Origin of the sequence: Klebsiella sp. GG_Kp173 (assembly GCF_040062415.1) — a bacterium.
Taxonomy (GTDB): Bacteria; Pseudomonadota; Gammaproteobacteria; order Enterobacterales; family Enterobacteriaceae; genus Klebsiella; species Klebsiella quasipneumoniae.
Window position 1 is genome coordinate 19553 of record NZ_JBEAFZ010000017.1, and the last position, 14964, is coordinate 34516.

The 14964-nt window shown below is 61.2% G+C and carries 12 protein-coding genes; 8 read left to right on the plus strand and 4 right to left on the minus strand.

Features of this window, described 5'->3' with window-relative positions; translation table 11 throughout:
* Nucleotides 1-102 precede the first annotated feature (102 nt).
* From ABLU50_RS09710 to ABLU50_RS09735, 6 genes are all read left to right on the plus strand, one after another.
* Nucleotides 103-1122: an NAD(P)-dependent alcohol dehydrogenase gene (locus ABLU50_RS09710; RefSeq protein WP_004178400.1), complete on the plus strand. Its 1020-nt coding sequence runs from the start codon at nucleotides 103-105 to the stop codon at nucleotides 1120-1122.
* A gap of 130 nt (nucleotides 1123-1252) precedes the next feature.
* Complete coding sequence (locus tag ABLU50_RS09715; protein WP_165554757.1) at nucleotides 1253-2137, plus strand: sugar ABC transporter permease; 885 nt, start codon at nucleotides 1253-1255, stop codon at nucleotides 2135-2137.
* Complete coding sequence (locus tag ABLU50_RS09720; RefSeq protein ID WP_048294078.1) at nucleotides 2127-3014, plus strand: carbohydrate ABC transporter permease; 888 nt, start codon at nucleotides 2127-2129, stop codon at nucleotides 3012-3014. Before ABLU50_RS09715 ends, ABLU50_RS09720 begins: the two co-directional genes overlap by 11 nt.
* A 10-nt stretch (nucleotides 3015-3024) precedes the next feature.
* Nucleotides 3025-3849 (plus strand): phosphodiesterase, encoded by an 825-nt coding sequence (locus ABLU50_RS09725; RefSeq protein ID WP_087832346.1) that lies wholly within the window; start codon nucleotides 3025-3027, stop codon nucleotides 3847-3849.
* A 5-nt stretch (nucleotides 3850-3854) separates the two neighbouring features.
* Nucleotides 3855-4928 carry an ABC transporter ATP-binding protein gene (locus ABLU50_RS09730; protein WP_087832347.1) on the plus strand — a complete coding sequence of 358 codons (1074 nt, stop codon included), beginning with the start codon at nucleotides 3855-3857 and terminating at the stop codon, nucleotides 4926-4928.
* Nucleotides 4921-6231 carry an ABC transporter substrate-binding protein gene (locus tag ABLU50_RS09735; protein ID WP_087832348.1) on the plus strand — a complete coding sequence of 437 codons (1311 nt, stop codon included), beginning with the start codon at nucleotides 4921-4923 and terminating at the stop codon, nucleotides 6229-6231. Before ABLU50_RS09730 ends, ABLU50_RS09735 begins: the two co-directional genes overlap by 8 nt.
* A gap of 186 nt (nucleotides 6232-6417) precedes the next feature.
* Here the strand turns inward: ABLU50_RS09735 and iolE are convergent, their stop codons facing one another.
* From iolE to iolD, 4 genes are read right to left on the minus strand one after another with little or no spacing between them, the layout of a single operon-like run.
* A complete protein-coding gene (gene iolE, locus ABLU50_RS09740) occupies nucleotides 6418-7317 on the minus strand; it encodes a myo-inosose-2 dehydratase (RefSeq protein ID WP_002886970.1) in 900 nt (299 codons plus the stop codon).
* A 23-nt stretch (nucleotides 7318-7340) separates the two neighbouring features.
* On the minus strand, nucleotides 7341-8225 hold the full coding sequence (locus ABLU50_RS09745; RefSeq protein ID WP_004152193.1) for a sugar phosphate isomerase/epimerase: 885 nt from the start codon (nucleotides 8223-8225) through the stop codon (nucleotides 7341-7343).
* Between the two features lie 41 nt (nucleotides 8226-8266).
* Entirely contained in the window at nucleotides 8267-9280 is a 1014-nt protein-coding gene (locus tag ABLU50_RS09750) for a Gfo/Idh/MocA family oxidoreductase (protein ID WP_004186740.1), read from the minus strand.
* Between the two features lie 46 nt (nucleotides 9281-9326).
* Entirely contained in the window at nucleotides 9327-11267 is a 1941-nt protein-coding gene (gene iolD, locus ABLU50_RS09755; protein ID WP_087832349.1) for a 3D-(3,5/4)-trihydroxycyclohexane-1,2-dione acylhydrolase (decyclizing), read from the minus strand.
* A 505-nt stretch (nucleotides 11268-11772) separates the two neighbouring features.
* Between iolD and iolC the strand changes: the two genes are divergently transcribed.
* Nucleotides 11773-13686, plus strand: coding sequence for a 5-dehydro-2-deoxygluconokinase (gene iolC, locus ABLU50_RS09760; RefSeq protein WP_087832350.1), 1914 nt, complete (start codon nucleotides 11773-11775; stop codon nucleotides 13684-13686).
* Between the two features lie 151 nt (nucleotides 13687-13837).
* Nucleotides 13838-14695 carry a MurR/RpiR family transcriptional regulator gene (locus ABLU50_RS09765; protein ID WP_004206536.1) on the plus strand — a complete coding sequence of 286 codons (858 nt, stop codon included), beginning with the start codon at nucleotides 13838-13840 and terminating at the stop codon, nucleotides 14693-14695.
* Nucleotides 14696-14964: the final 269 nt, after the last annotated feature.

Here is a 14964-nt window from a genome sequence, read left to right on the forward strand (position 1 = left end):
GCGGCTGGTCCGCCCGCTTCGCTACCCCTCCGATTGCCAAGCGCCGTGGAATGCCATGCTCTACACTTTCTGGGTTATCACGCCAACCCCAAGGAAATGAACATGAGCATCATTAAAAGCTACGCCGCCAAAGAAGCGGGCGCCGATCTGTCGCTGTGGGAGTACGATGCCGGCGAGCTGCAGCCGGAAGATGTCGAAGTTGAGGTGGAATACTGCGGGATCTGCCATTCGGACCTGTCGATGATCGACAACGAATGGGGGATGTCGAGCTACCCGCTGGTAGCCGGTCACGAGGTGATTGGCCGGGTGGCGGCGCTGGGCAGCGCGGCGCAGGATAAAGGGCTGAAGATTGGCCAGAAGGTCGGCATCGGCTGGACGGCGCGCAGCTGCGGTCATTGCGACGCCTGCATCAGCGGCAACCAGATCAACTGTCTGGAAGGCTCGGTGCCGACCATTCTCAACCGCGGCGGCTTCGCCAATAAGCTGCGCGCCGACTGGCAGTGGGTGATCCCCCTGCCGGAGAGCATCGATCTGGCGTCCGCCGGCCCGATGCTGTGCGGCGGCATCACCGTCTTTAAACCGCTGCTGACCCACCACGTCACCGCCACCAGCCGCGTCGGGGTGATCGGCATCGGCGGCCTCGGCCATATCGCCATTAAGCTGCTGCGGGCGATGGGGGCGGAAGTGACCGCCTTCAGCTCCAACCCGGCCAAAGAGCAGGAAGTGCTGGCGATGGGCGCCGATCGCGTGGTCAACAGCCGCGATCCGGAAGCCTTAAAAGCGCTGGCCGGTCAGTTTGACCTGATCATCAACACCGTGGCGGTGGATCTCGACTGGCAGCCGTACTTCGAAGCCCTGGCCTACGGCGGCAACTTCCATACCGTCGGCGCGGTGATGAAGCCGTTCCCGGTGCCGGCCTTTACCCTTATCGGCGGCGACCGCAGCATTTCCGGCTCGGCGACCGGCAACCCGTCCGAACTGCGCACGCTGATGAAGTTCGCCGGGCGCAGCAAAGTGGCCCCGACCACCGAGCTGTTCCCGATGTCGCAGATTAACGAAGCGCTGAAGCACGTTCGCGAAGGCAAAGCCCGCTACCGCGCGGTGCTGAAAGCCGACTTCTGATGGTTCTCTCCCGCCGGGCGGCCCGCTCGCCCGGCGTTTTCCCCGTCGCTTCATCAAACCGTCATCTCCCCGCCATGCCTCTGTAGTCATTGCTTCCCACAATCCGGGCTTCGATAAATGGCTGAACGAGATGCGCGTCACCATGAGAAAGACCTGGCTTCCCTGGCTGATCCTGTCGCCTTCCCTGCTGTTTTTACTGCTGTTTACCTGGTTCCCGCTGGGGCGTTCGGTGTATGACAGCCTGTTTGATACCCGCATGGCCAGCGACGGCGCACAGTACGTCGGGCTGGATAACTTCGCCCGCCTGTTTGCCGATAACATCTTCTGGCAGTCGCTGGGCAATAACCTGCTCTATATCCTGCTGACGGTGGTGCCCGGGGTGACCCTCGCCCTGCTGCTGGCGGTGGCGCTGAGCGAGAACCATCGCGTCAACCGCTGGCTGCGCACCGCCTTTTTCTTCCCGATGATTATCCCGATGGTCAGCGCCGCCGCGCTGTGGCTGTTTATCTTTATGCCCGGCCTCGGCCTGCTCGATCACTATCTGGCGAAGCTGTTCGGGCCGATGAACAACAACTGGCTGGGGCGCAGCAACAGCGCGCTGCTGGCCCTGGCGCTGATCGGCGTGTGGAAGTTCGCCGGCTATTACATGCTGTTTTTCCTCGCCGGGCTGCAGAGCATTCCGGCCTCGACGCGGGAAGCGGCGCTGATGGAAGGGGCTACCCGCACGCAGGTCTTTTTTAAGGTCACGCTACCGCTGCTGCGCCCGACGCTGAGCTTTGTGATCACCACCGCGCTGATCTACTCCATCACCCAGATCGACCACGTGGCGGTGATGACCCGCGGCGGGCCGGACAACGCCACCACCGTGCTGCTCTATTACATCCAGAATCTCGCCTGGGATACCCACGACCTTGGCAAAGCCTCCGCCGCCACCTTCCTGACCCTGGCCGGGCTGTTCGCCTTCTCGCTGATTAACCTGAAACTGCTGGAGAAAGGAGCCCACTATGAGCGCTGACATCTCGCCGCTGCTGGTCCGCACACCCGCCGCTGCGCGTCCGCTGTGGCTGCGCCTGCGCCGCTCGTCGCCCTTTACGCTTACAGTATTAATGTGCTGCCTGGCGCTGCTGTGGATCAGCCCGTTTATCTGGATGCTGGCCACCTCGTTCAGCGCCACCACCTTCGGGGAAGATATGGCCTCGCTGCTGCCGCGCCTGCCGCTGACCCTCGATAACTTCCGCGACGCCTGGAACAGCGCCGACTGGCTGAGCCTGTACGCCAACACCCTTATCTTCACCTTCGGCACCTTCTTTGTGCAGCTGTTGACCATCACCACCGCCGGGTACGTCTTCGCCTGCCACGAGTTTCGCGGCAAGCAGACGCTGTTTCTTCTGTTCCTGGTGCAGCTGATGATCATGCCGGTAGTGATGATGGTGCCGAACATGCTGACCCTGAAAACCTTCGGCCTGCTTAACACCCTCACCGGGGTGATGATGCCCTACTTCACCTCGGCGTTCGGCGTGTTCCTGATGCGTCAGGCGTTCCTCGCCATCCCGAAAGAGCTGGAGGAGGCGGCGCTGATGGAGGGCTGCCGCTGGTGGCAGGTGTTGTTCCGCGTGCTGCTGCCGATGTCCTGGCCGTCGGTGCTGGCCTTCGCCACCGTCAGCATTACCTACCACTGGAACGAGTACCTGTGGCCGCTGATGATGCTCAACGATCCCGATAAGCAGGTGCTGACCGTCGGGCTGGTCTCCTTCGCCATGGGCGCCGAATCCGGCGGCCAGTGGGGCACCATCGGCGCCGGGACGCTGATGGTCTGCCTGCCGCTGATGCTGGCGTTCATTCTTTTTCAGAAACAGTTCCTGCGGAGCTTCGGCTTCTCCGGGATCAAATAAGGAGTGATTCATGCTGTTAGCACACATTTCCGATACCCATTTCCGCAGCCGCGGCGAGAAGCTGTACGGCTTTATCGACGTCAACGCCGCCAACGCCGATGTGGTCTCGCAGCTTAACGCGCTGCGCGAGCGCCCGGACGCGGTGGTGGTGAGCGGGGATATCGTCAACTGCGGCCGCCCGGAGGAGTATCGGATGGCCCGCCAGATCCTCGGCAGCCTGAACTATCCGCTGTATCTGATCCCCGGCAACCACGACGACAAAGCCCATTTTCTGGAGCATCTTCACCCGCTGTGCCCGCAGCTGGGCAACGATGCGCAAAATATGCGCTATGCGGTGGATGACTTCGCCACCCGCCTGCTGTTTATCGACTCCAGCCGCGCCGGCACCTCGAAGGGCTGGCTGACCGACGAGACCATCGGCTGGCTGGAAGCCCAGCTGTTCGAGGGCGGCGACAAACCGGCGACCATCTTTATGCACCACCCGCCTCTGCCGCTGGGCAATGCGCAGATGGACCCGATCGCCTGCGAAAACGGCCACCGTCTGCTGGCGCTGGTGGAGCGTTTCCCGTCGCTGACGCGCATCTTCTGCGGCCATAACCACAGCCTGACCATGACCCAGTATCGCCAGGCGCTGATCTCCACCATTCCCGGCACCGTCCATCAGGTGCCGTACTGCCACGAAGACACCCGTCCCTATTACGACCTCTCCCCGGCTTCGTGCCTGATGCACCGCCAGGTCGGCGAGCAGTGGGTGAGCTACCAGCACTCGCTGGCCCACTACGCCGGGCCGTGGTTGTACGACGAAAACATCAGTTGCCCAACGGAAGAGCGCTAACCGCCATGCTCAGTCTGCAAAACATCAGTAAACGTTTCGACGGCAAGCCGGCGCTCAGCGCCCTGTCGCTGGATATTCACGAAGGCGAATTCGTGGTGCTGGTCGGCCCGTCGGGCTGCGGGAAAAGCACCCTGCTGCGCCTGCTCGCCGGCCTGGAGCCGGTTAGCGAAGGCCAAATCTGGCTGCATGATGAGAACATCACCGCCGCCACGCCGCGCGAGCGCAACTTCGCGATGATCTTCCAGAACTATGCCCTGTTTCCGCATCTGTCGGTGCGCGACAACATCACCTTCGGCATGCAGGTGCGCAAGGAAGAGAAAAGCAGCTGGCAGCCGCGGGTGGACAAAGTGGCGCAGATGCTGCAGCTGGAGGCGCTGCTTGACCGCAAACCGGCGAAGCTCTCCGGCGGCCAGCGCCAGCGTGTGGCGATGGCCCGGGCGATTGTGCGCAATCCGCGGCTGTTCCTGATGGACGAGCCGCTCTCCAACCTCGACGCCCGTCTGCGCAGCGAAGTGCGCGACAGCATTATGGCCCTCCACCAGCAGCTGAAAACCAGCACCATCTATGTGACCCACGACCAGACCGAGGCGATGTCGATGGCCGACCGCATCGTGGTGATGAACGGCGGCCACGTACAGCAGGTCGGGCGCCCGGAGTATCTCTACGCCAACCCGGCCAACCTGTTCGTCGCCGGGTTTATCGGTTCGCCGGCGATGAACCTCCTGTCGCTGCCCTGCGCCAACGGTGAAGTACTGTTGGGAGAACAGCGCCATCCGCTGCCGCCGCGCCACCGGGATCAGACCCGCGTCTGGCTGGGCATTCGCCCGGAACATATTACCGACCGCGTGGAGGAGGGCCATCTGCGCCTGCCGGCCACCGTTCTGCAACGAGAACTGATGGGAGCCGACTACCTGCTCCACGTCAGCACCCCGATCGGCACCCTGCGCTTTAGCCGCCGCCACCGCGGCACGGTGCCGGAGAAAGGCGAGTCGCTGATCCTCGGCTTCTCGCCTGCCGATGTGCATCTTTTTCATGCTGAGACCCAGCATAATTTACTGATGGAGACAGATCATGTTTAAACCCCTCACCGCCCTGACGGTTGGCCTCAGTCTTGCCCTGAGCGGCGCGGCGCTGGCAAAAGAGAAAATAGACTTCATGTTCCCGGCGCCGGTGGACGGCAAGCTGACCATGGAGATGACCCGCGTCATTAAGCAATTCAACGACTCGCAGCAGGATGTCGAAGTGCGCGGGATCTTCACCGGCAACTACGACACCACCAAGATCAAAGCCGAATCGGCGCAAAAGGCCGGGCAGCCGCCGGCGCTGGTGATCATGTCCGCCAACTTCACCACCGATCTGGCGCTGAAGGATGAGATCCTGCCGATGGATGAGCTGTTTAAATATGGCGATCAAAAGGCCGGCGATTTTCTGCAAAAGGAATTCTGGCCCGCGATGCATAAGAACGCCCAGGTGATGGGCACCACTTATGCGATCCCGTTCCATAACTCGACGCCGATCCTCTACTACAACAAGACGATGTTCGATCGGGCCGGGATCAAACAGCCGCCGCAGACCTGGGCCGAGTTGCTAGCCGATGCCAAAAAGCTGACCGACGAGAGCACAGGCCAGTGGGGGATCATGCTGCCGTCGACCAATGACGACTACGGCGGCTGGATCTTCTCGGCACTGGTGCGCGCCAATGGCGGGAAATACTTTAACGAAGACTATCCGGGCGAGGTCTATTACAACTCACCGACCGCCATCGGCGCCCTGCGCTTCTGGCAGGATCTGATCTACAAGGACAAGGTGATGCCGTCCGGGGTGCTGAACTCGAAGCAGATCAGCGCTGCTTTCTTCTCCGGCAAGCTCGGGATGGCGATGCTCAGCACCGGCGCGCTGGGCTTTATGCGCGAGAACAGCAAAGATTTTGAGCTTGGGGTGGCGATGCTGCCGGCCAAAGAACAGCGCGCGGTGCCGATCGGCGGCGCCAGCCTGGTGAGCTTTAAAGGCATCAGCGAGGCGCAGAAGAAAGCGGCGTATCAGTTCCTGACCTATCTGGTGAGCCCCGACGTGAACGGCGCGTGGAGCCGCTTCACCGGCTACTTCTCACCGCGCAAGGCGTCATACGATACGCCGGAGATGAAGGCCTATCTGCAGCAGGATCCGCGGGCGGCGATCGCCCTTGAGCAGCTGAAGTACGCCCATCCGTGGTACTCCACCTGGGAGACCGTAGCGGTGCGTAAGGCGATGGAGAACCAGCTGGCGGCGGTGGTTAACGATGCCAAAGTGACGCCGGAAGCGGCAGTGCAGGCGGCGCAGAAGGAAGCCGACGCGCTGATGAAACCGTATGTGGATAAGACCGCGCTGGCGGAAGTGAAGTGACGCTTTACCCGTCATCGTCACCCTCACCCTGGCCCTCTCCCTGAGGGAGAGGGGACGGTTCGGCGCTGTGGTTGAGCCCTAATCCCGGGAGAGGGAACTGTCCGGCGCTGTGGTTAAGCCCTGAGTCCGGTTGTGAAAGGAAAAAAAGCAGGCCATACCCGGTATGGCCTGAAAATGTCACAACGATTAGATCCCTGCCGTTTCGCGAATATATTTGCGCGCTTTGACGGCGTATTCGAAAGGATTGGCCAGAGCAGGATCCTGCTCGGCTTCCACCACCATCCAGCCTTTATAGCCAAAGTCGTCCAGCAGCTTGAACACCGGACGGAAATCGATTACCCCGTCGCCCGGGACGGTGAAGGTGCCTTTTTTCACGCCGTCGAGGAACGACAGGCCGTCGCGGCGCACCTGGTCGATCACCGGCGGACGGACGTCTTTCAGGTGAACGTGGTTGATGCGCGGCAGATACTTTTTGAGGATCGCCAGCATCGGCGCTTCGCCGCCTTCGGAATACCAGGCGTGGCCGGTGTCGAACAGCAGGAAGACGCGCTCGTCCACCAGCGACATAAACTTGTCGATTTCCGCAGTGGTCTGGATGCCGGTGCCCATGTGGTGGTGCAGACAGACCTGCATCCCCTTCTCCGCCGCCAGGCGACCGAGGGTGTTATAGCCTTCCGCTACCCGCTGCCACTCTTCGTCGCTGAAGCACGGCTTCGCATCGCCGAGGATCGGTTTATCCAGCCCCTGGATGCTGCCGCTCTGCTCGGAGCAGCCAATCACTTTCGCCCCCATCGCATGCAGGAAGTTCATGTGATTGACGAATTCATCAATGGTTTTTTCCCGCTGGCCGTTGGCGAAAAAGGTGCTGAACCAGGCGTTGCAGATCTGAATGCCGCGGATATCTAGCATCGGCTTGAGGACCGCCGGGTCGCGCGGATATTTGCTGCCGACTTCGCTGCCGGTAAAGCCGGCCAGCGCCATTTCGCTGACGATCTGCTGGAAGGTGTTTTCGCTGCCGAGCTCCGGCATATCATCGTTAGTCCAGCCGATCGGGGCGATAGCCAGTTTGACGTTATCTTTGTTCATAGTAGGGCTCCTGCCGCTGCGCCTTAACGGCGCAGCAATTCACGTTCAATGAGTTCACGGGTTTCCACTGCCTGGTATTTCATTTTTTCCGGGTAGCCAAACAGCGAGGTGGCGACAATCGGCTCCCCGCCGACCTTGAAGGTCTGCTCGGCGAATTTCATTTCGCGCAGGGTACGGAACAGCGCGTCGAAATCCACATCCCCTTCCCCGACGCCTACGTGCTGGTGCACCACGGCATCCACGCCCGGCGGGTTAACGATATAGCGGCAATGTTTCGTATGATTGCGGGTATCCGCAATCAGGACATGGGAGAGATCGCTCCCGGCATAGCGCAGCATGCTCGCCACATCGCCGACGCCTTTGTCGTAGAAAAAGGTGTGCGGCACGCTGTAGACGTACTTCACGTTATCGCTGCGGAACGACTTCACGATATCGACGGTTTCATTGTTCTCTTCGCAGAAATCCCAGGGATGCGCCTGGATCTCCACGCGAATGCCTTCCCGCTCAAAAATCGGCAACAGCTCTTCCATCGAGCGATAGAACATTTCATCGCAGATCTCAGGCTGATTCGGATCGCCGGAGAACTCGGTGTTGATCACCTGAACGCCCATCTCCACCGCAATTTCTACCAGCCGTTTCCAGTTTTTCACCGCCGCCTGACGGCGCAGTTCGTCCGGGCCGGACCAGCGGTAGACGCAGATAAACGACGACAGCTCAAGGCCGGTATCGCGCAGCGCCTGCTTGTACTCCGCCATGATCTCCCGGCTGGCGCGCGGGTGCTTGTAGAACGGGTTAATCTGCGGGTGCGGCGACTGTTCAATGTACTTGTAGCCCCACTCCGCTACCTGATGGACCATGCGGGTGATCCCGAGGTCCTTAATGACATCCACATCAAAGGCAATTTTCATCGTCGTTACCTGTGCAAAGAAGTTCCGTCAGCAAAACGTGCTTAACGTTTATAGAATGCCGGGCACTCAGGCAGCGTCACTTCAACCGGCTCGCTGGTTCCCTGCGCTTTAATGCAGGCGTCCGCCGCCACCGACGCCGCGTAGCCGTCCCAGGCCGACGGGCCGTGCAGCTGGCCGGCTTTGACGTCGTTGATAAAGGCCTGCAGCTCGACGTCGTAGGCTTTGATAAAGCGGTCTTTCCAGTCGGTCAGAATGGCAGTCGACAGGCTGGCGGACTTGCGCATCTGGACGGCAGACGGCTCCGGCAGACGGGCAATTCCGGTCTCGCCGACCACTTCGCACTGGATGTCATACCCGTACTGGCAGTTCACGAACACCTCGACGTCGATCAGGGTGCCTTTTTTGGTTTCAAAGGAGACGATCTGCGGATCTTTCAGACGCGCGTGGGTGTGCGAGGTGGAGCGCGGGAAGCGCACCTGCACGGAACGGTAGTCATCGTTCAGCAGCCAGCGCAGCACGTCCAGCTCGTGGATCAGGGTGTTGGTGATCGCCATATCGGTGGTGTAGTTCTCGCCGACCGACTGGTTGCGGTGGGCGCAGCGCAGCATCAGCGGCGCGCCGATATCGCCATCGTCGATCACTTTTTTCAGCGCCAGATAGCCTTCGTCGTACGGGCGCATAAAGCCAACCTGCACCAGGCGACGGCCGGCCTTCATTTCAGCATCGACGATGCGGCGGCAGCCTTCCGCGGTCATCGCCAGCGGTTTTTCGCAGAACACCGGCTTACCGGCGGCGATGGCGGCCAGGGTGTACTCTTCGTGGGTCGGGTCCCAGGAGGTGACCAGGATGGCATCGACATCGCTGGCGTTAATCACGTCGTGGCCGTCGGCGTAGACTTCCGCCTGCACGCCCGGCAGCGCGACCGCCGCGCGGGCGTTGTCGGCATTGATATCAGACACCGCCACAACGGTGGCGCCCTGCAGAACCTGGGTGCAGCGACGGATGTGTTCTTTACCGATAGCGCCAGCGCCGATGACACCTAATTTGAGCGACATAATGGTTTTCTCCGTAAGTCTGTAGGATTCAGAGTGGATGTTCGTTTTAGTAATCACGCGCCTGGGCGCGCTTTTCATTAATCATTTGCGCAACTTTGCGGATCCGCTCAGAGAGCGCCGTCTGGGCGACCCCAACGTTCCACCAGCTGCCGTATTTGTGCACCATGGTCTTCGGCAGCACTTTAATATCAATCAGGGTGCTGACCGTTTCGCGACGGGCGGCGTCCAGCGCGTGGCGCAGTTCGTCCAGGGTGGTGACGCGCCAGGTTTTGCAGCCGTAGCCGGCGGCGATGGTGGCGAAGTCCACCGGCACCAGGCCGCCCTGCAGCTGGCCGGTTTCCGGCTGGCGGTAACGGAACTCGGTGCCGAAGCTGTCCATCCCGTGCTCCATCTGCAGGTTGTTGATGCAGCCGTTGGCCATGTTGTCGAACAGCACGACGTTGATCTTCGCCCGCTCCTGCAGAGAGGTGACCAGTTCAGAGTGGAGCATCATGAACGAGCCATCGCCGACCAGGGAGTAGACTTCGCTCTGCGGCTGCGCCAGCTTCACGCCCAGCGCGGCGTTGACCTCATATCCCATGCAGGAGTAGCCGTACTCCACGTGGTAGGTGTTTTCCGCGCGGTTGCGCCAGACGCGCTGCAGATCGCCAGGCAGGCTGCCCGCCGCCGCGACGATCACCGCCTCGGCCGGCAGCGTTTCATTCAGTACCCCAAGGACGCTGCTCTGGGTCAGGGTGGAGTCGGTGATCTGGCGGAATTCGCGATACACTGATTCGCGATCGAGATGATCGTCGATCTCCGGGACAAAGGATTTCTCCTGCCACACCGCCTGGTAGACGCGCTGGGTCTCTTTTAACTGACGGCTCTGCACGCTCTCGATCTGCGCGCCCCAGCCGGCCTGCCAGCCGCTGTCCGCCAGCGCCGCGTCGAGGGCGGTCAGCGCTTCCCGGGCGTCCGCCAGCATGGCAATACCGTCCAGCTTCCAGGCGTCGAAGTTGCTGACGTTAATATTCAGGAAACGCACCTCCGGGTGCTGGAAAATCCATTTCGAGGCGGTGGTAAAATCGCTGAAACGGGTGCCAACGCCGATCACCAGGTCGGCCTCTTTCGCCAGTAGGTTCGCCGCCAGACAGCCCGTCTCGCCGACGCCGCCGACGTTCAGGGGGTGAGAAGAGACCACCGTCCCCTTCCCGGCCTGGGTTTCGGCGAAGGGCACCCCGTAGCGCTCGGCGAAACGGGACAGCGCTTCGCCCGCGCCGGAGTATTTCACCCCGCCGCCGCAGACGATCAGCGGTTTACGACTGGCTTTGATGGCCGCGACGGCGTCCGCCAGCTGCGCGGCACTGGCCGGGCGGCGGTCAAGACGGTGCACCCGGCGCGCAAAGAAGGATTCCGGGTAGTCCCAGGCTTCGCCCTGCACATCCTGCGGCAGGCACAGCGTCACCGCGCCGGTTTCCGCCGGGTCGGTCAGGACGCGCATGGCGTTGATGCAGGCGCTCATCAGCTGTTCCGGGCGGGTAATGCGGTCCCAGTATTTGCTGACTGCGCGGAAGGCGTCATTGGTGCTGATGCTGAGATCGTAGCTCTGTTCAATCTGCTGGAGCACCGGGTCCGGCTGGCGGGTGGCGAAGACATCGCCCGGCAGCAGCAGCAGCGGAATGCGGTTGGCGCTGGCGGTGCCGGCGGCGGTGATCATGTTGGCCGCCCCCGGACCGATGGAGGAGGTGCAGGCGATAATCTGCCGGCGCAAGGCCTGGCGGGCAAAACCGGTGGCCGCGTGGGCCATCCCCTGCTCGTTGCGCCCCTGATAGACGCGCATGTCGCCGCTGTCCTGCTCCAGCGCCTGCCCCAGCCCCAGGACGTTGCCATGGCCGAATATCGCGAAAATGCCTTTCACGAACTTCAGCTCTACGCCATCCACTTCCAGGTACTGGTTATCGAGGAACTTCACCAGCGCCTGCGCCGTTGTCAGTCTCAGTTTGCCCATGATGCACAATCCTTATTGTTCAGTATTTGTGTGTGGCGTCGCGCCGATGCCGCCGGGGCCGTCGTTCACGTCACTGGAATACCTGTGGATTATAGGCAAACATTTTTTTCATTAAATACAAATACAGAAGAAATATTTCATTTTGCGAGAAGGATCAAACTCTCTACCCATTTCATACGTTTCACTTACATTCCTGACACGTTTTCGGGCCCTTTTTTGCCGCAGCACACGGAAATATCCCCTTAAAAATCATAGGTAAATGGATGTCGTGTGGCGTTTCATTTTCTCCCGGGTCAACAGTGGGGACGATCCGCGCTCACGCGAGGCTCAGTGCGGCAGAGTGGTAGATCCCTCACACTTTTGGTTTTTTAATTTCGAACGAGTTTGCAAATGAAATATTTATTTCTCAAACTAAGGGTAACCAATAACCCTCAGGCTGTTCACGGAGTCGACGTCGGGATCCCGACCCTTCCAGGCAGCAGACACCAAAAAGGAAATCCTAGCTATGAATGCAGCAGTAAAGCGGCTCGACGTCATCTGTATAGGTCGGGTGGCCGTCGACCTCTATGCCCAGCAGATCGGTTCGCGGCTAGAAGACGTTGCCAGTTTCGCGAAATATCTGGGCGGCTCCTCCGGCAACGTGGCCTTTGGCACCGCGATTCAGGGGCTGAAATCGGCCATGCTGGCGCGCGTTGGCGATGAACACAACGGCCGTTTCCTGCGTGAAACGCTCAACCGCGCCGGGGTGGATACTGAGTATCTGATTACCGACAAATCCCGCCTGACCGCGCTGGTGATGCTGGGGATAAAGGATCAGGAGACTTTCCCTCTGATTTTCTACCGCGATAACTGCGCCGATATGGCCTTAACGCCTGACGACATTAGCGAGGAGTATATTGCCTCCTCCCGGGCGCTGGCGGTGACCGGCACCCATCTGTCGCATGCCAACACCCGCGCCGCGGTGCTGAAGGCGCTGGAGTACGCCCGCCGTCACGGCCTGCGTACCGCGCTGGATATCGATTACCGTCCGGTGTTGTGGGGACTCACCTCGCTCGGCGATGGCGAAACCCGTTTCATTGAGTCCGGGCCGGTCACCAGCCAGCTGCAGGAAGTGCTGCATCTGTTCGATTTGGTGGTGGGAACCGAAGAAGAGTTTCATATTGCCGGGGGCAGCACCGATACCCTGACCGCGCTCAAAAATGTGCGCAATGCCACCAAAGCCACCCTCGTCTGCAAGCGCGGGCCGATGGGCTGCGTGGTGCTGGAAGGCGACATCCCGGACAGCTGGGACCAGGTGCCGCTGCAGCAGGGCGTGCGCGTGGAGGTGCTCAACGTGCTGGGCGCCGGAGATGCCTTTATGTCGGGCCTGCTGCGCGGCTGGCTTAACGACGAGGGCTGGGAGCAGGCTTGCCGTTATGCCAACGCCTGCGGGGCGCTGGTGGTCTCCCGCCACGGCTGTGCGCCGGCGATGCCGACCAAAGTCGAACTCGATGACTACCTGCAGCGCGCCGAATCGGTGCCGCGCCCGGACGTCGACGATCGCCTCAACCACCTGCACCGGGTGACCAGCCGCCGCCAGCAGTGGCCGGAGCTGTGCATTTTCGCCTTCGACCATCGCAAACAGCTGGCCGATCTGGCGCGGGAGGCCGGGCGCGATGAAGCCTGCATTCCGCAGCTCAAGCTGCTGTTGTTGGCCGCGGCCGAAGCGGCGGCGCAGGAGGCGGGCCTTGACCAGCGCAGCGGTATTCTGGCCGACGGCACCTACGGCCAGCGCGCGCTGAACGCCATTACCGGCAAGGGCTGGTGGATCGGGCGCCCTATCGAACTGCCCAGCTCGCGACCGCTGCGTCTGGAGCATGGCAACATCGGCTCGCAGCTGATCGACTGGCCGCTGGAGCATGTCGTCAAATGTCTGGTCTTCTATCACCCGGACGACCCGGCGGCGCTGCGTGCAGAGCAGGACGCCCTGCTGCTCGAGGTGTGGCAGGCCTGTAACAAGTCAGGCCATGAATTGCTGCTGGAGGTGATCCTGCCGGAAAATGGCCCGGACAAAGACGAGCGCCATTACCACACCATGCTGGAACACTTCTATCAGCTGGGGATCAAGCCGGACTGGTGGAAGCTGCCGCCGCTCTCCAGCGCCAGCTGGCAGCAGATCACCGCCCTTATCGAGCGCGAAGATCCGTGGAGCCGCGGGATCCTGATCCTCGGCCTCGACGCGCCTTCCGACAAACTGCGCGCCGGTTTCGCCGAGGCGGCCGCACACCCGATGATCAAAGGTTTCGCCGTCGGGCGCACCATCTTTGGCCAGCCGTCGCGGCGCTGGATGCAGGGAGAGCTCAGCGATGAGGCGCTGATAGAGGAAGTGAAACGCAACTACCTGACGCTTATTGGCTACTGGCGGGAAGCCCGCCGCTGATCCCCCAACGCCCGTCTCCGTCACCTTGCGGAGCGGGCGTTTTTCTGTTTCTTCGTGAAATGAATCGCGTATTTCGTCGCAATAAATGAAAAATTCGCTTCATTTGGTACACTGGAAGCCATATTCCTTCCATTTTCTCAGAGCGCACTCTATGGCCAATAACCCAACACAGCTGACCATCCTGCAGGATGAAATCAGGCGTCGCTACGATACGTTAAGCAAACGTCTGAAACAGGTCGCCCGCTATATCCTTGATAACAGCAATAGCGTGGCTTTCGATACCGTGGCCTCCATTGCGCAACAGGCGGACGTTCCCCCTTCTACGTTGATTCGTTTTGCCAACGCCTTCGGCTTCAGCGGCTTTAACGAAATGAAACAGATGTTCAAGCAGCATTTGATGGAAGAGACCGCCAACTATACCGAGCGCGCCCGTCTGTTCCGCCAGACCACCAGCGATGAGTCCAGCCCGCCGGAAACGCCGACGGAAATCCTCAATATGTTCACGATGGTGAACAACCAGGCGCTGCAGCAGCTGGCGATGCAGACCTCCAGCGATGAGCTGGAGCGCGCGGTGGCCCTGCTGGGCGAGGCGGAAAATATTTACGTCATTGGCCTGCGCCGGTCGTTCAGCGTCGCCTCCTATCTGACCTATGCGCTGCGCCACCTCGATCGCAAAGCCTTTCTGATCGACGGCCTCGGCGGCATGTTCACCGAGCAGCTGAGTCTGGTCGGCCCGAAAGACGTGGTGGTGGCGGTGAGCTTCTCGCCGTACGCTCGGGAAGTGGTCGAGCTGGTGGAGCTGGGCGCGCAGCGCAAAGCGCGGCAGATCGCCATTACCGACAGCCAGGTCAGCCCGCTGGCGGCCTTCAGCGATGTCTGCTTTGTGGTGCGGGAAGCGCAGGTGGATGGCTTCCGCTCGCAGGTTGCTTCCCTGTGCCTGGCCCAGACGCTGGCGGTCTCGCTGGCGCTGAACAGCAGTCAGGAGTCTGAGGCCAAGCAGAAGGCGTGAAATAAGCCGCCTGGCGTTAGTTGCCCGGCGGAGTAGCATAAGCCTGCGGGAGGCGCCGGTAGGCCGGGCAAGGCATTTATGCCGCCATCCGACACAAAGGCAGGTATGGCGCCGGAGGTGTCCTGCCCGGCGGCGCTGCGCTTGCCGGGCCTACGGTATAGGGGCTCAGGAGAGGATCCTGTAGGCCGGATAAGCGTAGCGCCATCCGGCACAAAGGCAGGTATGGCGCCGGAGGTGTCCTGCCCGGCGGCGCTGCGCTTGCCGGGCCT